Raw genomic sequence first — 16657 nt, forward strand, 5'->3', positions numbered from 1 at the left:
CAGCGGGCCCCCGGGCGGGGGCCCGCTGAGCCGTGGCGGAACCCCGTGCTCAGACCTTCTTCGTCCCCGGTACGGCGGCGTCCGGCCGCTCGGCCGGCGCCTCCTCGAAGTTGACCCGGCCCATGTGCCGGTTCAGCGACTTCATCAGCACCCATACGCCCACGGCCAGCGCGGCGAAGACCAGGAAGCCGAGAACGCCGGGGGTGACCTTGTTCTCGTCGAGCTCCTTGGCCAGGGTGGCCGTGTGCATCATTGCGAGGTTTGCGCTTGCGCTCATATCAGGCATTCTCGCGGATGCCCGCGAAGAGGTCGTCCTCGGGGAGGGAGGTATCGACCAGAGACTTCGCCAGCTCGTACTCCTCCGTGGGCCAGACCTCCTTCTGGAGCTCCATCGGCACCCGGAACCAGCCGCCGTCCGGATCGATCTGGGTCGCGTGCGCGATCAGCGCCTTGTCCCGGATCTCGTAGAAGTCGGCGCAGGGGACATACGTGGTCAGCGTGCGCTCGTCGCGCTGGAACTCCTTCCAGCGCTCCAGCCACTCCCCGTACGGGGACTCCAGGCCGCGCGCCAGCAGCGCCTCGTGCAGCGCGACCGTACGCGGCCGGTTGAAGCCCTGGTTGTAGTAGAGCTTCCGCGGCTGCCAGACCGGCCCGAACTCGGACTCGGGGAAGCGCTCGGCGTCCGCCGCACCGTCGAAGGCCACCATCGTGATCTTGTGGGTCATGATGTGGTCGGGGTGCGGATAGCCGCCGTTCTCGTCATAGGTGGTGATCACCTGCGGGCGGAAGGAGCGGATGGAGCGGACCAGCCGGCCCGCGGCGCTCTCCACGTCCTCCAGGGCGAAGCAGCCCTCGGGCAGCGGCGGCAGCGGGTCGCCCTCGGGCAGCCCGGAGTCGACGAAGCCGAGCCACTCCTGGTCGACGCCCAGGATCTCCCGGGCCTCGTCCATCTCCTTTCTGCGCACCTCGTGGATGTTCTCCTCGATATACGCGTCACCCTGGAGCTTGGGATTGAGGACAGAGCCGCGCTCGCCGCCCGTGCAGGTCACGACCAGCACGTCCACCCCCTCGGACACATACTTGGCCATCGTGGCAGCGCCCTTGCTCGACTCGTCGTCGGGGTGGGCGTGAACGGCCATCAGTCGCAGCTGCTCAGTCAAGACTCGATCCTCAAAGATTCGTCGCACGGTCGCATGGTGGTCGGTGCCCCGCCCCGTGGTGCGTCACCGTGGGGCGGCGGTCGGATGGCGGATGGACGGCTTCTATAGTGACCGAATCGGGGGACGGAAAATTCCGGCGTCCTCCTGCCAGGGGGATCCCCTTGAGAGGACTTGGTCATGAGCGCCGTGCGCGAGCAGCTTCCCGAGGGCCGTTACGGCCGCTCCGCGGACCAGCGTGCCGACCGTCGGCTCAAGATCCTGGGTGCCGTGCTGGGGACCGGGTTCCTGGCGATGGTCGGCTGGTTCGGCTACGACTACATCACCGAGCAGAAGATCAGCGCCGAGCTGATCAAGTTCTCGGTCTCCTCGGACCGTGAGGTCCAGGTCCATCTGGAGATCCGCAAGGACGCCGGGGTCACCGGCTCCTGCACCGTGCGCTCGCGCTCCGAGGACGGCGCGGAGGTGGGCCGTCTCGATGTGGCCGTGGACCGGGCGGACGAGACCCGGATCGACCAGGTGGTCACGGTCCGGACGACCGCGCGGGCCACCAGCGCCGAGCTGGTGCAGTGCGCCGGGGAATAGCGCCCGCGCCCGCAGGGGCGTGAAGGCTTCTGGACCAGTGGCGTGCCCGCTCGGTGACAACCGCCGGAGCGCTGCCTTCAGCACCGGCCCTGACCTGCACTGATGTAATTCTGATGGTTTTTGTCCTCCCCCTACCGCGGCAAAATTGTTAGGCTCGTGGTTTCGCCCATCCATGAAGGCTCCATGCTTCTGGGTAGGGCGATGCTTTGTATTCCCAGTACCTACGAGGAGCACCTGTGACCCAGACCAGCGAAAACGTCACCTGGCTCACCCAGGAGGCGTACAACCAGCTCAAGGCCGAGCTGGAGTACCTGTCTGGTCCCGCGCGCACCGAGATCGCCAAGAAGATCGAGGCGGCGCGCGAGGAGGGGGACCTGCGGGAGAACGGCGGGTACCACGCGGCCAAGGAGGAGCAGGGCAAGCAGGAGCTCCGTGTGCGCCAGCTGACCCAGCTCCTGGACACCGCGAAGGTGGGCGAGGCCCCGGCGGACGACGGCATCGTGGAGCCCGGCATGGTCGTCACGATCGCCTTCGACGGCGACGAGGACGACACGCTGACGTTCCTGATGGCATCCCGTGAGTACGCCAGCTCGGACATCGAGACCTACTCCCCGCAGTCCCCGCTCGGCACCGGAGTGAACGGCAAGAAGGTCGGCGACACCGCCGAGTACGAGCTGCCGAACGGCAGGTCGGCCTCGGTGAAGATCCTCGCCGCGAAGCCCTACACCGGCTGAGCGCACCGATACGACGGGCCCCGGGGAGGTTCTCCCCGGGGCCCTCTTCCGTTCCCGCCCGCCCGGTCAGGGCATGTCGTACTCCGCCGAGAGCGGACGGCCCCGTCTCAGCCGCTCGCCGAGCGGTATTTGCGGACCGCCAGCGTCCGGAAGATCACCAGGATCAGCACCGACCAGAGGACCGAGGCCAGGACCGGGTTCTGCATGGGCCAGGCGTCCGAGGCCTGGAAGCCGGGCGGGAGGTTGCCGAAGAGCTCGCGGCAGGCCTGGACGGTGGCGCTGAAGGGGTTCCACTCGGCGATGTGCCGCAGGACGGTCGGCATCTGGTTGGCGTCCACGAAGGCGTTCGAGATGAACGTCAGCGGGAACAGCCAGATCAGCCCGCCGGACGTGGCCGCCTCGGGGGTGCGCACCGACAGTCCGATCAGGGCGCCGATCCAGGAGAAGGCGTATCCGAGCAGCAGCAGGAGGACGAACCCGAGCAGCACCTTGCCGAGGTGCTCATGCGTCCGCCAGCCGACCAGGAGCGCCACCGCGGCGAGCACGACCAGGGTGAGCGCGGTCTGGACGAGATCGGCGAGCGTACGTCCGGTGAGGACCGCGCCCCGGGACATGGGCAGCGACCGGAAGCGGTCGATGAGCCCCCGGTGCATATCGTCGGCGATGCCCGCGCCGGCCCCCGCGGTGGCGAAGGTGACGGTCTGGGCGAAGATCCCGGCCATCAGGAACTCCCGGTATGCCTGCGCCGAGGTGGAGCCGCCGACCTGGATCGATCCGCCGAAGACATAGGTGAAGAGCACCACGAACATGATCGGCTGAATCAGGCCGAAAATGATCATTTCGGGAATACGGGTCATCCTGATGAGATTGCGCCGGGCCATGACGAGCGAGTCGGCGACCGACTGGACGATCCCGCCGCGTGGCCGGGGGGCCGCGGCCTTGAAGAGCTCGGCCGGTGCGGTCATTTGACGCCTTCCTTACGGGAGGCGCGGCCGGCCCGCCCCTCTTCCTGACGGGCGGGGGCGATCTCGGCGGTCTCGGCGGTATCGGCGGTCTCGGCCGTCTCGGCGGTCTCCTGAGCCGGCTGGTCGGCCGCGTGTCCGGTGAGCGAGATGAAGACGTCGTCCAGGGTGGGGCGGCGCAGTCCGATGTCGTCGATCTCCACATCCCGGGAGTCCAGTTCGCGGATCACCTCGGCGAGGAGCTTCGCGCCCCCGGCGACCGGGACGGTGAGCTTCCGGGTGTGCCGGTCGACGGAGACCTCGCCCTTGCCGAGACCGGCCAGCACCTCGCGGGCGGGCGCGATCTGGTCGGGCTGGTGCACCACGACCTCGACCCGCTCCCCGCCGGTGTGGTCCTTGAGCTGGTCGGCGGTGCCCCGGGCGATGACCTTCCCGTGGTCGACCACGCAGATGGTGTCGGCGAGACGGTCGGCCTCCTCCAGGTACTGGGTGGTCAGCAGCAGTGTCGTACCGCCTCTGACCAGCTCCTGGATGACCTCCCACAGCTGCTGGCGGTTGCGCGGGTCGAGACCGGTGGTCGGCTCGTCCATGAACATCACGGGCGGCGAGACCACCAGGGCCGCCGCCAGGTCGAGCCGCCGGCGCATACCGCCGGAGTAGGTCTTCGCGGGGCGGTCGGCGGCGTCCGCGAGATTGAACCGCTCCAGCAGCCGGGCCGCCCGCGCCTTGGCGTCGCGCGCGGTCAACTGATAGAGCTGGCCGACCATCTGGAGGTTCTCCCGGCCGGTCAGATACTCGTCCACCGCGGCGAACTGACCGGACAGACCGATCGAGCGGCGGACCTCGTTGGGGTGCGTCAGCACATCGATCCCGGCGACGACGGCTTTTCCGCTGTCCGGCCGGAGGAGGGTGGTCAGCACGCGTACGGTGGTGGTCTTCCCGGCGCCGTTCGGGCCGAGAAGTCCGAGGACCGTGCCTTCGGGGACGTCGAGATCGACGCCGTCCAGTGCCTTGACCTCGCCGAAGGTCTTGATCAGACCCTCGGCGTAGATGGCGCCTGGCATAGAGGTCTCCCAGGGTGGGGCGGATGCGTCCAACGGGCCGTGGACGGGCCGTCGGACGCCGCGGATGGCCCGGATCACCGCCGTGGGCCGCTGGTCTTCAGGACGCGGCCGGGCCGGGAGCTCCGGGGCGAGACAGGGGCCACACGATAACGAGATACATCGCGACAGGGCAAGATTTATATCGCGACTTGGCCCGCCCGATTCATCCGGCCATCCGGCCATCCGGCCGATCCATCCTGCCGATCCACCCGGCCGATCAGCCTCCGCCTCCGCCTCAGCCGACGACGGTGACCGTGTACCCCGCCGCACGCAGCGAGGACGCCACCTCCGCGCAGTGCTCCGGCCCCTTGGTCTCCAGCTGGAGCTCGACCTCCACCTCCGAGAGCCCGAGCCGTGGATCGGTCCGCACATGGCTCACATCGAGCACATTGGCGTCGAGCACCGAGAGCGACCCCAGCAGGGCCGCCAGCACCCCGGGACGGTCGGTCAGCCGCAGCCGCAGCGACAGATAGCGGCCCGCCGCGGCCATTCCGTGCCGCAGGATGCGCTGCATCAGCAGCGGATCCACATTGCCGCCCGACAGCACCGCCACCACCGGCCCCGCGATACCGTGCGGCTCGCTCAGCAGCGCCGCCACCGGCGCCGCCCCGGCCGGCTCCACCACCAGCTTCGCCCGCTCCAGACAGAGCAGCAGCGCGCTGGAGAGCGCGTCCTCCGACACCGTACGGACATCGTCGAAGAGATCGGCGATGATCGCGAACGGCAGATCCCCGGGGCGGCCCACCTTGATCCCGTCCGCCATCGTCGCCAGCCCGTCGACCGACACCGGACGCCCGGCCGCCAGCGACGGCGGATACGCCGCGGCCCCCTCCGCCTGCACCCCGATCAGCCGGACATCGGGGCGCAGCGCCCTGACCGCGACCCCGATCCCCGCCGCGAGCCCCCCGCCGCCGATGCCGACGACGATCGTGCGCACCTCCGGGCACTGCTCCAGGATCTCCAGACCCACCGTGCCCTGCCCGGCGATGATGTCCCGGTGGTCGAAGGGGTGGATGAAGACCGCGCCCGTACGGCTCGCGTACTCCTGCGCCGCGTCCAGGGTCTCCTCGATCACCTGGCCCCGCAGCCGTACGTCCGCGCCGTACTCCCGGGTCGCGGCGACCTTCGGCAGCGGTGCGCCCATCGGCATGAAGACGGTGGAACGCACTCCGAGCAGGGAGGACGCCAGCGCCACCCCCTGCGCGTGATTTCCGGCCGAGGCGGCGACGACGCCCGCCGCGCGCTCCTCGGGGCGCAGCCCGGAGATCCGTACATACGCGCCGCGCAGCTTGAACGAGCCGGTCCGCTGAAGGTTCTCGCACTTGAGATGGACGGGTGCGCCCACCAGCTGTGACAGATGCCTGCTGCCCTCCATCGCGGTGGTGCGCGCGACCCCGGCGAGCATCTTCCGCGCCCCCCGGACGTCGTCGAGGATGACCGGGCGAAAGGTGTCAGACAGGCGGAAGCTCATGGCCTCAAGTCTCGCAGCTCATACGGTAGACAGCCCTCCGGATCCCCTCTCGGTGAACCGCTTCCTATGGGTTTCCCCAAGCCCGTCCGGACCGCGTCACAGCCGCGTACTCTGTCCCCCACCAATCGACCACCGCACGAGAGAGCCCCCTGGCCATGCCCACTTCTCAGGACATGACGACTCAGCTCGATCCTGGCCTCCTCGATGTTCTCCAGCACCAGGTCGCCCTGTTCGCCCGCCGCGCGGAGCAGACCCGGCTCGGCGGGGTCGGCCAGGTCCGCAATTCCATGGACCGCGCCGCCTATCTGCTGCTCAACCGGCTCGACCGGGAGGGCCCGATGGGCGTCAAGGCGCTCGCGGCGGGGATGGGCATCGACTCATCGACCGTGACCCGCCAGGTCGCGCCGCTCGTCGACACCGGCCTCGTCAAACGCACCTCGCACCCGGAGGACGGCCGCGCGGTCGTGCTCCAGCTGTCCCCGCGCGGACAGGCCCGACTGGAGGAGGTCCGCTCGTCACGGCGCGAACTGATGGCGCAGGTGACGGATGGCTGGACAGAGCACGAACGGGAGTCGTTCTGCTCCCTGCTGACCCGTTTCAACACCGCGCTCTCGGCCCGCCAGGCCGGTCCGGCGCCACTGGGTCAGGCCGGGGCCTCATAACCCGGCCCGCCCGCGCTCCCCTGGCCCGGCCGCCGGAGCCCGGAGCGCAGGCCCCGAGGTGACCGCCCCGCCGATCCGCTGTACCGCCCCGCCGATCCGCTGTACGACCCGGGTTCGCCGACCACCTGGGTAGTGGAGCCGGGCACGGCGTCCGGGAACCGCCCTCTTGACCGAGGCCGTGCCGCTGCCTCTATATGAGGACGTGAGCAAGCGGCGGACGGGGTCCCGGTGCCGCCGTGCCCGCGAGTTCGAAGCGTTCGTCGCGGGCGCGGCGGGCCGGCTGCTGCATACCGCGACGCTGCTGACGGCGGAGACGCCGCAGAACAATCCGTATGCCCAGCGGCTGCTGGCCCACGCGCTCGCCCACACCTACGCGGGATGGGACCGGCTGCGCGGCGAGGACCCCTACAGCCGCGCCCGCGACGAACTCGCCTTCCGTTTCGAGCACGGCGCATGGCGGCGCCGGCGGACGCGGGGCGGCGTACTGGACCGACTCACCCCACGGGAGCGGACGATCGTGGTGCTGCGGCTGTACGAAGGGGTCGCCGAGGAGCAGACGGCGGCGATGACCGGTCTCCCGGCAGAGCGGGTGCGGACGCATCTCCACCGCGCGGTGGCGGCGCTGTGCGCACCGCCGCCCGGCGCGGCCGGCCGGGAGCGCCGGCCGGCCCCCACGAAACGGACCGCGGAGGCGTCGGGATGAGCCGTCTCAGCCGCCGGGAGGAACAGGTCCGCCGGATGCTGGCGGACCGTCCCGCACCGGTGCCCACCGGGCTCGTGGAGCGTGCGGTGACCCACGGTGAGCGGTTGCGCCGGCGGCGTACGGTGCGCCGGGCGGCCTGGGCGCTGCTGATGCTCGCGGTGATCGCTTTCACGGTGTGGGCGGCGGCCGTCGAGCCGTGGGGAGCGCGGACGACGGTGCACACGACGCCCGCGCTCAAGGTGTGGTGACCGGACTACCCTGGAAAAGCGGTACCCGAGCTGACCAAGGAGGTCGTCATGACCAGAAAAGTCGCCGACTGCCGCAAATTCCCGAGCGAGACGAAGTGCACCCTCACGATCTCCGGTGAGGAAGAAGAAGTCGTGAAGGCCGCCTCCGAGCACGCGGTCTCCGTGCATCAGCACGCCGACTCCCCCGAGCTGCGGGCGCAGATCCGTACGATGCTGGAGGACGAGAAGGTCTCCGCCTGACGGCCGTCCACGGGGAGACGGGCGAGCGCCGGCGGCCCATGGACACGGGGAGCCGGGCGAGCCGGTGCCCCAGGGACACCGGCCGCCCTCCGGGGGCCCGGTCGGACGGGCCCTCCCGGGGCCCGGTCAGACCGCCAGCGCCTGCTGGAGATCCGCGAGCAGGTCCTCGATGGCCTCGATGCCCACCGAGAGACGTACCAGCGCGGCGGGCACCTCCAGCGCGGAGCCCACGACCGAGGCGTGCGTCATCCGGCCCGGATGCTCGATCAGGGACTCGACGCCGCCCAGGGACTCACCGAGCGTGAACAGCTTCGCGCGGTCGCAGACCGCGACCGCCGCTTCTTCGCCGCCCTCGACCAGGAAGGAGACCATCCCGCCGAAGGACTTCATCTGCTTCGCGGCGATCTCATGGCCGGGGTGGTCCGGCAGCCCGGGGTAGAGCACCCGGGTCACCCTCGGGTGGCGGGAGAGCATCTCGGCGACCCGGCCGGCGTTCTCGCTGTGCCGGTCCATCCGGACCGGCAGGGTCTTGATGCCGCGCAGCACCAGCCAGGAGTCGAAGGGGCCCGCGACGGCCCCCATCGCGTTCTGGTGGTACGCCAGCTCCTCGCCGGTCTCCGCGTCCGCCGCGATCAGCGCGCCGCCGACGACGTCCGAGTGCCCGCCCATGTACTTGGTCAGGGAGTGCACGACGACGTCCGCGCCCAGCGCGATCGGCTGCTGGAGATAGGGGGTGGCGAAGGTGTTGTCCACGACCAGCCGGGCGCCCCCGGCGCGCGCGATCTCCGCGATGGCGGCGATGTCGGTGATGCCGAGCAGCGGGTTGGACGGGGTCTCGACCCAGATCAGCCGGGTCCGGGGGGTGAGGGCCGCGCGCACCGCGGCCGGGTCGGAGGTGTCGGCGACGGACCACTCGACGCCCCAGCGCGCGACGACCTTCGCGAAGAGGCGGAAGGTGCCGCCGTACGCGTCGTTCGGGATCACCACATGGTCTCCGGGTGCGAGCAGCGCACGGAGCAGGCAGTCCTCGGCGGCGAGCCCGGAGGCGAAGGCGAGTCCGCGCCGGCCGCCCTCCAGTGCCGCGAGGTTCTCCTCCAGCGCGGTACGCGTGGGGTTGGCGCTGCGGCTGTACTCGTATCCGCCGCGGAGTCCGCCCACGCCGTCCTGCTTATAGGTGGAGACCTGGTAGATCGGCGGAACGACCGCGCCCGTCAGCGGGTCGGCTGTGTTGCCCGCGTGGATGGCGAGGGTCTCACGGTGCTGGGAGCTGTGCTGATGGCTCATGGGACGAGCGTATACGGGCGCGGTCTTCGCGCCGGAGAGCCGAAGCACCGGGCACGGTCGTCGCGCCTGGGCGCCGGCGCTCGGACACGGTCGTCGCTCCTGAGAACCGGCCCTCGGACGCGGTCATCGCTCCTGAGAACCGGCCCGGCGCGGGGGTTCTCCGGCGCCGGGCCCGGGGCGGCGGTGGCGGGCGCACACCAGGGCGTGGCCCGGTCCCGGCGGTGTCCTGGAGAATGGCGGCATGGACATTCTCTGGTTCCTGATCGCGATGGGCATGCTGACCGCGGTCATCGTTCCCTACGTGCTGCGCCGCAGGGGCGGCGGCATCCGCCAGGTCGCCCCCGGCACGCCCGACGCCGCCGACCCGGAGACGTACGGGTTCGTACGCCAGGAGGAGCAGGACATCCGGCTCCCCGGGCCGGACCAGGATCTGCTCGATGTGCTCGACGTGGTCCAGCGGACCCAGGACTGGCGGGCGGCCTCCCAGCTGCTGGCCGGGACGCCGAAGGACGGCGAGGTCCGCTGGCAGCGGGTGCAGGCGTTCGCGGGCGCGGCCTCGCTGGAGTTGCAGCAGCGGCCCGGGGCGGGCGGCGCCTGGCTGCGCACCTGGCGTTCGGAGTCCCCGAAGGACGCGGGCGCCGCTCAGGTGCACGCGGAGTTTCTGGTGCAGCAGGCGTGGCGGTCCTCCACCGTGGGCGCCGACGACTTCCGGATCATCCTGGAGGAGGCCCGTACGGTCTGCGCGGAGGCGGCGCTGCTCTCGCCCGGCGACCCCGTTCCGTACATCGTGGAGCTGGCCATCGCCCGTGGCCTCGGGTATCCGCATGAGCAGTTCGACCAGGTGTGGGCCAAGGTGATCGACCGCGCGCCGCAGCACATGGGCGCGCATCTGGCGGCGCTGCACTACTGGTGCGAGAAGTGGCACGGCAGCCGCGAGGAGGCGGACCACTTCGCGACGACGGCCGCGGCGCGCGCCCCGCAGGGCTCGCTGCTGGCGGCGCTGCCGCTGTTCGCGGTGTACGAGCACCTCCCCGACCTGGTCATGGTGCAGAACTTCTTCCGGACCGCGGTGGTGTCCAAGGCGATGGACGGCGCGCTCTTCGCGGCCCACTCGGCCCGCCCGGGCGATCCGATGCTCGCGCATGTGCGGCATCTGCTGGTGTTCTTCCTCGTGAGGTCGGAGCGGTGGGCCGAGGCGATGAACCAGCTGGTCCAGGTGGACGGCCATGTGGGGGCGTTGCCCTGGACGTTCAGCGAGGACCCCGCGGCGGAGTACACGGTGTACCGCAATCTCGCGGTGGCGGGATACGAGGCGAACGGCGGGAGCCCGGCGACGCTGCCGCGCTGACGGGGCCGCGGGACGGCCCGGCCTGAGCCGCGCGGGCGGGTGGCCGGGCGCATAGCGGTATCACGCATGCGTGGTTGCGGCCGGAGCCGACACAAGGTGATACTCCGACTCCCCTACGTGCCGGTCCGCCCTGTCGTGCGGGTGTCACGCCCTCGCTCATCGCGCGGTCGTGTCCCGCTGGGCGGCCGGGGCCCCGGCCGACGGGCGCCTTCCGCGGCCACTGAGAGAGGTCCGGGTCCATGTCTCTGTTCTCGCGCCGTTCAAAACCCCCGTCGTCCGTACCGCCCGTACCGTCTGCGTCATCCGTGCCGTCTGCGTCTGGGCGTCATGCCCATGGCCACGGGGCCAGATCCGGCGGTCCTGGCCTCCGCTCCCGGGCCCGTTTCGGCATGGGGCTGCGGCTGGGGCGCAGACTGGACCGGCCGGTGGGCGCGGAGCGGCTCGCCGAGCTGGGGCTGCTGCCCCGGGAGTGCCAGAACACCGCGCGGGCGATGCCCGACCCCGGGCTTGAGCGGGTCGTGACGGCGGCGCACTCGGGGGACTGGCGGCCGGGCGCGGAGTACCTGGTCGCCACCGGCGCCCGGTGGGACCGGCGTACGGCGGTGATCGAAGGGCTCGCGGGCGCGGCCCGGCGGGACGATGTGTGGCTCCGGCACTGGCGCTCGGACCGGCCGGATGATCCCGGGGCGCCGGCGGTGCAGGCGAAGGCGATGATCGATCTGGCCTGGCAGATCCGGGACGGTGAGCGGCCCGCGCGGACCGAGCGGGAGCGGAGCGAGGGTTTCTTCCGCCTGCTCAGCCGGGCGGGCCAGGAGATAGCGCGGGCGAAGGAGCTGGGCGAGCGCGATCCGACGCCGTATGTGGCGGACATCTGGCGCGGAATCGGCATGGGACGCCCGCCCGAGGAGATGCGCCGGGTGTGGTCCCGGACGGTGGACCGCGATCCGCACCATCTGCCGGCGCACCGGGCGGCTCTCGCGTACTGGAGCGGCCAGTGCTCCGGCTCCCGGAAGCTGGCTCTCGGCTTCGCGGAGGACGCGGCGGCCTCGGCCCCGCCCGGCCGGCTGATCAGCTCGCTCTGGCTCACCGCGTGGCTGACGCACCGGGAGGGGCCGGGGGACGGCAAGGCGTACGGGGCGCGGGAGGTGATGGAGGCGGTCGACCGCCTCCACGAGGACGTGACCGCGGCGGACGCCGATCATCCGTATCTGGCGGAGATTCGCCATGTGCTGGCGTACTTCTGTGTACGGCAGGGCAGGGGCGCACTGGCGCTGGAGCAGTTCCGGCTGGTGGACGGGTATGTGGGCGCGTTCCCGTGGAGCGAGGCGGCGGATCCGGCGGAGACCTACTGCGCCTTCCGCGATCTGGCGGTCAATATGACCCGCCGCTGACCGGCGGGTTTGCCCCGCCGGCACGGCCCGCGGCCAGCCGCCGACCAGCCGCTTTCCCCGCTGCCCGCGGCCCGGACCGGGGGAATTCGGGGACGGCCGTGCGCGTTCTGTCTACGGTCGGCAATCCCCGAGGAGCCCCGTATGTTCCTGTCCCATCGCACTCCCCAGCTCCCCACCCCCGAGCAGGCGCTGAGAGGCCGCGCCGAACCGTCCTTCACCGTCCCCGACCGCCATACGGTCCTGGGCAATACGCTGCTGGGCCCCTACCCCGAGGGCCTGGAGACGGCGGATTTCGGCCTGGGCTGTTTCTGGGGCGCTGAGCGGAAGTTCTGGCAGACCCCCGGTGTCTGGACGACTCTGGTCGGCTATCAGGGCGGCTACACCCCGAACCCGACGTATGACGAGGCGTGCTCGGGCATGACGGGCCACACCGAGGCGGTCCGGGTGGTGTACGACCCGTCGGTGGTGTCGTACGAGCAGCTGCTGAAGATCTTCTGGGAGTCCCACAACCCCACCCAGGGCTTCCGCCAGGGCAATGACGTGGGCACCCAGTACCGCTCCGCGATCTACACCCACTCCCCCGGCCAGGAAGCCGCGGCGAAGGCGTCCCGCGACACCTACCAGAAGGTCCTGACCGGCTCCGGCCACAGCCAGATCACCACGGAGATCCTCCCGGCGGAGGGCCGCCCCTTCTATCCGGCCGAGGCATATCACCAGCAGTACCTCTACAAGAATCCGGCGGGCTACTGCGGCATCGGCGGCACGGGCGTCAAGCTGGGTGACCCGTTCGAGACGAACTGGGGCGCGTCCTGCCCGACGGGCCTGACGGCGTCCCCGGACCCCGAGGAGAAGTAGTCCTCAGCCTTCGTCATCCGGCCCTGTCATCCCAGATAGGGCCGGTCGCGGCGTTCGAGGAAGTGCCCGATGCGGAGCCGCTGGGTGTGGTGCATGGGCAGGCCGGCGAGATCGTCCGGGGCGACGAACCGCAGCTCGGTGGACTCGTCCGAGATGGCGAGTTCGCCGCCGGTGACGCGGGCCGTGAAGCAGATGTTGAACTGCCGCCGCACCTCGCCGTCCGAGTAGGCGATCACATGACGGGGGTCGGTGTACGTCCCGACCAGCCCCGTGATCTCGACGTCCAGGCCCGTTTCCTCCCGGACCTCGCGCACCGCCGTGCCGGGGAGGGAATCGGTCATATCCATGCCGCCTCCGGGCAGGGCCCAGAGATCGTTGTCGCGGCGCCGCTGGAGCAGGATGCGCCCCTGTTCGTCGGTCACGACGGCCGACGCGGCGACAACGAGACTGTTCGGCTCGGGGGCCTCGGGATCGTCGTAGAACTCGGTACGGGCCATGGTCACTCCTCGCGGATCGGGGACGCCGTCGCCCATACGGCGTCAAAGCTCTGCGCGTAGGTGTCGAAGATCCCTCCGGCACCGTTGCGCCTGAGGTGCCAGACGGGGGCTCCGTAGGCGTTCACTCCCCAGACATGGGCGTTGACCAACAGTTGATCATCTGCCCGGAAGAGGGAGTTGTAGAGCGTCGTCCCATGGGTCCGGGCCTCGATGCCCGGTACCCCGATCAGCGGCCGGTAGTGCATCAGGGCCAGTCGGCACCGGGACTCGATGCCGTGCCCGAACTTCTCTTCCTCGCCCCGCTGCCGGACGTTCTGGCTGTCCGCGTCCCCGAGAGCGATCCGTACGGTGCAGCCGTCGGCGGCGCGCTCCCGCAGCAGATCATTGAGTCGCGGATACGCCTCGTGCAGGAAGATCGCGGCGTAGACCAGTACGTCGATGTGCTCGCGGGACTGAGCGAACATGTCGGTGATGACCGACACCGGGACGTCCGCCCGCTTCTCGTAGAGGGCGACCAGTTCCGGGCTGACAGCGCGGGCGGCACGGGCCTGACGCAGTGCGGGCCACAGGGTGTGCACGTCTTCTCCTAGGGTCTCTGCCGCGAGCAGGGCCGTAGTTCGACGTGGCGTGCGGCCCAGATTGACCCACCGTTCAACGGACTTCGGGTCGACCTCTGCCTTCGTCGCGAGAGTGGCATAGGTCCACCCACCGGCTGCCATGGCGGCGCGGAGCCGTTCGTTCGGCATCGCAGTCTCTCCCTGGAGCTGGGGACGTTGCTAGGGACGTTCTACCGCAGCCAGGACGTCCCCAAATGGGTTTTGGGGGAGGTATCCCCGTCCTGGTGACCCGCGTGATCCTCCCCCCATGACGAACAACTCCGCCCTGGAAGTGGGCACTCTGGCGCTGGACTCCGTTACCAGGCGCATCGGTACGGTCATGGGTCACGTCGGCCCCTACGTACAGTTGCGCCCGCCCGGGGGCGGCCTGGAGTGGGACGCCTCCCCGGAGAACGTCCAGCCGGCCGATGCCTCCGACCGGCTCCGGAAGCGGCTGGCCGAACGGAATGCGAACAGCGTGCGTGCCCTGTGAGGCGCTTCGGCTTACACCCCGCCCGGTGGATCATGCGCCCGGATCCCGTCAGGGACGCACCGGAGATGATCCACGAACTGGTCTGCACGACATGCGAAGTGGCGTCCGGGGCGCAGGGCGACTTCGACGCCGTACGCGACTGGGCCTTCGCCCACACCGACGCGAACCCCACGCACCTGCGCTACTTCGAAATGGCCGCTCGCCCCTGGCGCCTGGTCCCCGCTGACGGGGATCGCCGGTGAGACGGACCCTGCTCCACGCCTTGGTGCTGATCTCCTGGCTGGCGGCGGTCGTATCCGCCTCCCTGCTCAGCGACCCAAGCACCCACTGACCCACCACACATTGAGACCGGACCACCCCTCGCCTGGACAGCTACCGGGGTGATCCGGCCCGGAGCCCTCGCGGACCCCAGTGCCGATGGTACTGGGGCCGCAGCCATGCCGCTGATCAGCGGAGCTACGGCCCAGGTGCTGAACTTCAGCTTCCTGAGGGGACGTTCTGTGCAGCACGAGCCGATAGACCCGGGCGTCGACAGCGACGGAGTCCTGGACCCGGACGCCTGGGTGTGGACGCAAGGGGTCGACTACCTGGCGGGGTGGCGACGCGCGAGGAACGCGGCGGCGGATCTGGCTGCCGCGATGGACGCAGCCGGCATCGACACGTCGGAGATGACGGCGACGGCGGACGCGGCTCCGGATGGGTCGGGGCTGCTGCGGGTGTCGCTTCCTGCTGAGGTGGCCTTCGCTATGGCGCGGGCGTTCAGAGGGGAATCGGCGCAACGGGATGGGACGGGGGAGGCAGGTTCGAGGCAGGCTGGCCATTGACGAGAGAATAGCCAGCCCCAAGCCCTCACATCTCCCCTGCCACAACCTGGATCTCCGCAGCACAAGTTGCGCGGTGCCCGATTCTCACCAGAGACATCCCCCACCTGTCGGATCAATCACCTACCGCCCACTCATCAAAAAGCGCGGCAGCGACAACTACACACTCTTTCATCAACTGCATAAGGCTCGCAGAGTTATGCAGAGGGAAGTAGATCGGCACTACACCAAAAAGAGACTCATCCAAGTCCACCTTGGATTCATCTATATCATGCGGCAAATTATAGTGGACCACCATGTTACGAAAACGCCTGGCCCTAGGATTCAAAATTTCCTGCGCCGATTCAAGACTCACAATCCGATCAGCGAGAGCAACGGATCGCACAGTTAGGGGGTAGGCTGGATCATTTAGCAGAAGTTGCACGCTGCGCAACACCTGATAAACGGAAATATATCCAATCTTAAACGCGGTGTAGTCGATACTCTGACGATCAGGGCTGAGCGATACAACGATCTCGGCAAAGTTGAGCATTGCCCGGAAAGTTGTGAGAATCGCGTTCAGTTCCGGAAAGCCAGGCCCGTTGAAGACTCCTCGATAGTAGTCACTGGCGCGTACATCGTACGACTTGTCCAGGACCGAAGCATTCAGCCCTGCGGCAAATGTCTCGCCCCCCTGGTCTTCGAGACTGGCCCCCAAACCAGCGAAATATGATCCATACTCCTCATAAACCGCATGAATATGCGATCCGAACCCCTGTGTAAGCAGCTCCCTCGGCTCAAATCCGAGATGGAACATCGCAGCATGTGAGGTTGTTACGAGTCTCCCACTATAGCCATGCAAGGAAAGATCACCCCTCGCGAATAGAGCCAAGGGTCGCGCGCCATCAAGAAATACGTCAGAATGTGCAGCGAAAATCTCGTCCCGGAAATATGAAATCTGCCCCTCAATCCCTCGCTTATTGTCCTCGAACAGCTTCAACGAGTGTCGGGATCGGGCGCTGACCGTAGTCGTATCCTGCTCAAACGCCGCAGAGATGTTCGCGTCGACCATCTTCGCCTTTTGTAGCGACTCATGCATAGCCAGCGAGAAATACGGCGCCATGCACAAGGCCGACGCGGATTCCAAGGGTTCACTTTCATGTCGAATCAGATCGCGGAAATAGCGGCCAAAATAGTTCGCATCGTTAAATATTCCGGACCAAGTTACCGCAGTCTGCATTTCCGTCGTCACAAAAAGCGACTATGCCATCAGAGCGACATACTGTCGAGCTCATTTGACGAAGATTACCCCTGCTACTGTCATCAAGATCGGTGGAGCGGCTTTGGGCGGGAGCTGCCATGGGGCGAGAGATCGGGGCCCGTAAGCTGCTGGCGATTCGGGCGGTCTGTGGACCTGCCCGCTAAGGCCCGGTGTGGGCCCCGATCTTCGAGGCTCGCCCCATGGTGGCTGCCTAAAGCCCAAGGCCGTGAAGTTAGGGCTTCTGGGCTGGTGGCAAGGGGTGATCTG

General features: G+C 69.1%; 21 protein-coding genes. 12 read left to right on the forward strand and 9 right to left on the reverse strand.

The genetic code is table 11. From position 1 onward, the window contains the following. Nucleotides 1-49: 49 nt before the first annotated feature. Together FF041_RS03065 and mca are read right to left on the reverse strand one after the other, a co-directional pair. Nucleotides 50-286 carry a hypothetical protein gene (locus tag FF041_RS03065; RefSeq protein ID WP_194291917.1) on the reverse strand — a complete coding sequence of 79 codons (237 nt, stop codon included), beginning with the start codon at nucleotides 284-286 and terminating at the stop codon, nucleotides 50-52. Next, entirely contained in the window at nucleotides 279-1160 is an 882-nt protein-coding gene (mca, locus tag FF041_RS03070; RefSeq protein WP_153480658.1) for a mycothiol conjugate amidase Mca, read from the reverse strand. The genes FF041_RS03065 and mca overlap by 8 nt, the downstream gene beginning before the upstream one ends. A 177-nt stretch (nucleotides 1161-1337) precedes the next feature. Between mca and FF041_RS03075 the strand changes: the two genes are divergently transcribed. After that, nucleotides 1338-1742 (forward strand): DUF4307 domain-containing protein, encoded by a 405-nt coding sequence (locus tag FF041_RS03075; protein WP_153520908.1) that lies wholly within the window; start codon nucleotides 1338-1340, stop codon nucleotides 1740-1742. 236 nt (nucleotides 1743-1978) lie between these two features. Further along, nucleotides 1979-2476: a transcription elongation factor GreA gene (gene greA, locus FF041_RS03080; protein WP_323371066.1), complete on the forward strand. Its 498-nt coding sequence runs from the start codon at nucleotides 1979-1981 to the stop codon at nucleotides 2474-2476. A gap of 107 nt (nucleotides 2477-2583) precedes the next feature. On the opposite strand, the gene FF041_RS03085 is transcribed toward greA, so the two are convergent. From FF041_RS03085 to ilvA, 3 genes are all read right to left on the reverse strand, one after another. Then, the gene (locus FF041_RS03085) at nucleotides 2584-3441 is read right to left on the reverse strand and encodes an ABC transporter permease (RefSeq protein ID WP_153480663.1); all 858 of its coding nucleotides are present in this window, start codon (nucleotides 3439-3441) and stop codon (nucleotides 2584-2586) included. Next, complete coding sequence (locus FF041_RS03090; RefSeq protein WP_153520909.1) at nucleotides 3438-4502, reverse strand: ATP-binding cassette domain-containing protein; 1065 nt, start codon at nucleotides 4500-4502, stop codon at nucleotides 3438-3440. The genes FF041_RS03085 and FF041_RS03090 overlap by 4 nt, the downstream gene beginning before the upstream one ends. A gap of 274 nt (nucleotides 4503-4776) precedes the next feature. Next, complete coding sequence (gene ilvA / locus FF041_RS03095; RefSeq protein WP_153520910.1) at nucleotides 4777-6012, reverse strand: threonine ammonia-lyase; 1236 nt, start codon at nucleotides 6010-6012, stop codon at nucleotides 4777-4779. Between the two features lie 155 nt (nucleotides 6013-6167). On the opposite strand from ilvA, the gene FF041_RS03100 reads away from it, so the two are divergent. The 4 genes from FF041_RS03100 to FF041_RS03115 all read left to right on the forward strand — a co-directional run bounded on the left by FF041_RS03100 (nucleotide 6168) and on the right by FF041_RS03115 (nucleotide 7865). Then, complete coding sequence (locus FF041_RS03100) at nucleotides 6168-6674, forward strand: MarR family winged helix-turn-helix transcriptional regulator (RefSeq protein ID WP_153480667.1); 507 nt, start codon at nucleotides 6168-6170, stop codon at nucleotides 6672-6674. Between the two features lie 202 nt (nucleotides 6675-6876). Further along, nucleotides 6877-7377: a sigma factor-like helix-turn-helix DNA-binding protein gene (locus tag FF041_RS03105; protein WP_323391077.1), complete on the forward strand. Its 501-nt coding sequence runs from the start codon at nucleotides 6877-6879 to the stop codon at nucleotides 7375-7377. Next, nucleotides 7374-7625, forward strand: coding sequence for a hypothetical protein (locus tag FF041_RS03110; RefSeq protein WP_153520911.1), 252 nt, complete (start codon nucleotides 7374-7376; stop codon nucleotides 7623-7625). The genes FF041_RS03105 and FF041_RS03110 overlap by 4 nt, the downstream gene beginning before the upstream one ends. A 48-nt stretch (nucleotides 7626-7673) precedes the next feature. Beyond that, on the forward strand, nucleotides 7674-7865 hold the full coding sequence (locus FF041_RS03115; RefSeq protein WP_153520912.1) for a DUF1059 domain-containing protein: 192 nt from the start codon (nucleotides 7674-7676) through the stop codon (nucleotides 7863-7865). Nucleotides 7866-7991: 126 nt separating this feature from the next. Here the strand turns inward: FF041_RS03115 and FF041_RS03120 are convergent, their stop codons facing one another. Further along, the gene (locus FF041_RS03120; protein WP_153520913.1) at nucleotides 7992-9149 is read right to left on the reverse strand and encodes a cystathionine gamma-synthase; all 1158 of its coding nucleotides are present in this window, start codon (nucleotides 9147-9149) and stop codon (nucleotides 7992-7994) included. A gap of 241 nt (nucleotides 9150-9390) precedes the next feature. On the opposite strand from FF041_RS03120, the gene FF041_RS03125 reads away from it, so the two are divergent. The 3 genes from FF041_RS03125 (at nucleotide 9391) to msrA (ending at nucleotide 12743) form a co-directional block, all read left to right on the forward strand. Continuing rightward, nucleotides 9391-10497, forward strand: a complete 1107-nt coding sequence (locus FF041_RS03125) for a hypothetical protein (RefSeq protein ID WP_153520914.1) — start codon at nucleotides 9391-9393, stop codon at nucleotides 10495-10497. A gap of 389 nt (nucleotides 10498-10886) precedes the next feature. Beyond that, nucleotides 10887-11888 (forward strand): hypothetical protein, encoded by a 1002-nt coding sequence (locus FF041_RS03130; RefSeq protein WP_153480672.1) that lies wholly within the window; start codon nucleotides 10887-10889, stop codon nucleotides 11886-11888. A 141-nt stretch (nucleotides 11889-12029) separates the two neighbouring features. Continuing rightward, complete coding sequence (gene msrA / locus FF041_RS03135) at nucleotides 12030-12743, forward strand: peptide-methionine (S)-S-oxide reductase MsrA (RefSeq protein ID WP_153520915.1); 714 nt, start codon at nucleotides 12030-12032, stop codon at nucleotides 12741-12743. 26 nt (nucleotides 12744-12769) lie between these two features. Here msrA and FF041_RS03140 read toward each other — a convergent pair whose 3' ends face one another. Beyond that, nucleotides 12770-13240: an NUDIX domain-containing protein gene (locus FF041_RS03140; RefSeq protein WP_153520916.1), complete on the reverse strand. Its 471-nt coding sequence runs from the start codon at nucleotides 13238-13240 to the stop codon at nucleotides 12770-12772. Between the two features lie 2 nt (nucleotides 13241-13242). Beyond that, entirely contained in the window at nucleotides 13243-13986 is a 744-nt protein-coding gene (locus tag FF041_RS03145) for a helix-turn-helix domain-containing protein (protein WP_153520917.1), read from the reverse strand. Nucleotides 13987-14104: 118 nt separating this feature from the next. Here FF041_RS03145 and FF041_RS03150 point away from each other — a divergent pair, with 118 nt between their 5' ends. The 3 genes from FF041_RS03150 (at nucleotide 14105) to FF041_RS03160 (ending at nucleotide 15153) form a co-directional block, all read left to right on the forward strand. Further along, nucleotides 14105-14329, forward strand: a complete 225-nt coding sequence (locus FF041_RS03150; RefSeq protein WP_153520918.1) for a hypothetical protein — start codon at nucleotides 14105-14107, stop codon at nucleotides 14327-14329. Next, a complete protein-coding gene (locus FF041_RS03155; protein WP_456154179.1) occupies nucleotides 14326-14571 on the forward strand; it encodes a DUF7848 domain-containing protein in 246 nt (81 codons plus the stop codon). The genes FF041_RS03150 and FF041_RS03155 overlap by 4 nt, the downstream gene beginning before the upstream one ends. Before the next feature lie 195 nt (nucleotides 14572-14766). After that, nucleotides 14767-15153 carry a hypothetical protein gene (locus tag FF041_RS03160; protein WP_153520920.1) on the forward strand — a complete coding sequence of 129 codons (387 nt, stop codon included), beginning with the start codon at nucleotides 14767-14769 and terminating at the stop codon, nucleotides 15151-15153. A gap of 112 nt (nucleotides 15154-15265) precedes the next feature. Here FF041_RS03160 and FF041_RS03165 read toward each other — a convergent pair whose 3' ends face one another. Beyond that, nucleotides 15266-16381: a hypothetical protein gene (locus tag FF041_RS03165; protein ID WP_153520921.1), complete on the reverse strand. Its 1116-nt coding sequence runs from the start codon at nucleotides 16379-16381 to the stop codon at nucleotides 15266-15268. Between the last annotated feature and the right edge of the window lie 276 nt (nucleotides 16382-16657).

Origin of the sequence: Streptomyces jumonjinensis (genome assembly GCF_009600885.1) — a bacterium.
GTDB classification, from domain to species: Bacteria; Actinomycetota; Actinomycetes; order Streptomycetales; family Streptomycetaceae; genus Streptomyces; species Streptomyces jumonjinensis.

Bases quoted from the DNA above. Each gene is read 5' to 3' on its own strand.
- FF041_RS03065 (WP_194291917.1), bottom strand. From the start codon at position 286: ATGCCTGATATGAGCGCAAGCGCAAACCTCGCAATGATGCACACGGCC.
- FF041_RS03075 (WP_153520908.1), top strand. From the start codon at position 1,338: ATGAGCGCCGTGCGCGAGCAGCTTCCCGAGGGCCGTTACGGCCGCTCC.
- FF041_RS03085 (WP_153480663.1), bottom strand. From the start codon at position 3,441: ATGACCGCACCGGCCGAGCTCTTCAAGGCCGCGGCCCCCCGGCCACGC.
- FF041_RS03090 (WP_153520909.1), bottom strand. From the start codon at position 4,502: ATGCCAGGCGCCATCTACGCCGAGGGTCTGATCAAGACCTTCGGCGAG.
- ilvA (WP_153520910.1), bottom strand. From the start codon at position 6,012: ATGAGCTTCCGCCTGTCTGACACCTTTCGCCCGGTCATCCTCGACGAC.
- FF041_RS03100 (WP_153480667.1), top strand. From the start codon at position 6,168: ATGCCCACTTCTCAGGACATGACGACTCAGCTCGATCCTGGCCTCCTC.
- FF041_RS03110 (WP_153520911.1), top strand. From the start codon at position 7,374: ATGAGCCGTCTCAGCCGCCGGGAGGAACAGGTCCGCCGGATGCTGGCG.
- FF041_RS03115 (WP_153520912.1), top strand. From the start codon at position 7,674: ATGACCAGAAAAGTCGCCGACTGCCGCAAATTCCCGAGCGAGACGAAG.
- FF041_RS03120 (WP_153520913.1), bottom strand. From the start codon at position 9,149: ATGAGCCATCAGCACAGCTCCCAGCACCGTGAGACCCTCGCCATCCAC.
- FF041_RS03125 (WP_153520914.1), top strand. From the start codon at position 9,391: ATGGACATTCTCTGGTTCCTGATCGCGATGGGCATGCTGACCGCGGTC.
- FF041_RS03130 (WP_153480672.1), top strand. From the start codon at position 10,887: ATGGGGCTGCGGCTGGGGCGCAGACTGGACCGGCCGGTGGGCGCGGAG.
- msrA (WP_153520915.1), top strand. From the start codon at position 12,030: ATGTTCCTGTCCCATCGCACTCCCCAGCTCCCCACCCCCGAGCAGGCG.
- FF041_RS03140 (WP_153520916.1), bottom strand. From the start codon at position 13,240: ATGGCCCGTACCGAGTTCTACGACGATCCCGAGGCCCCCGAGCCGAAC.
- FF041_RS03145 (WP_153520917.1), bottom strand. From the start codon at position 13,986: ATGCCGAACGAACGGCTCCGCGCCGCCATGGCAGCCGGTGGGTGGACC.
- FF041_RS03150 (WP_153520918.1), top strand. From the start codon at position 14,105: ATGACGAACAACTCCGCCCTGGAAGTGGGCACTCTGGCGCTGGACTCC.
- FF041_RS03160 (WP_153520920.1), top strand. From the start codon at position 14,767: ATGCCGCTGATCAGCGGAGCTACGGCCCAGGTGCTGAACTTCAGCTTC.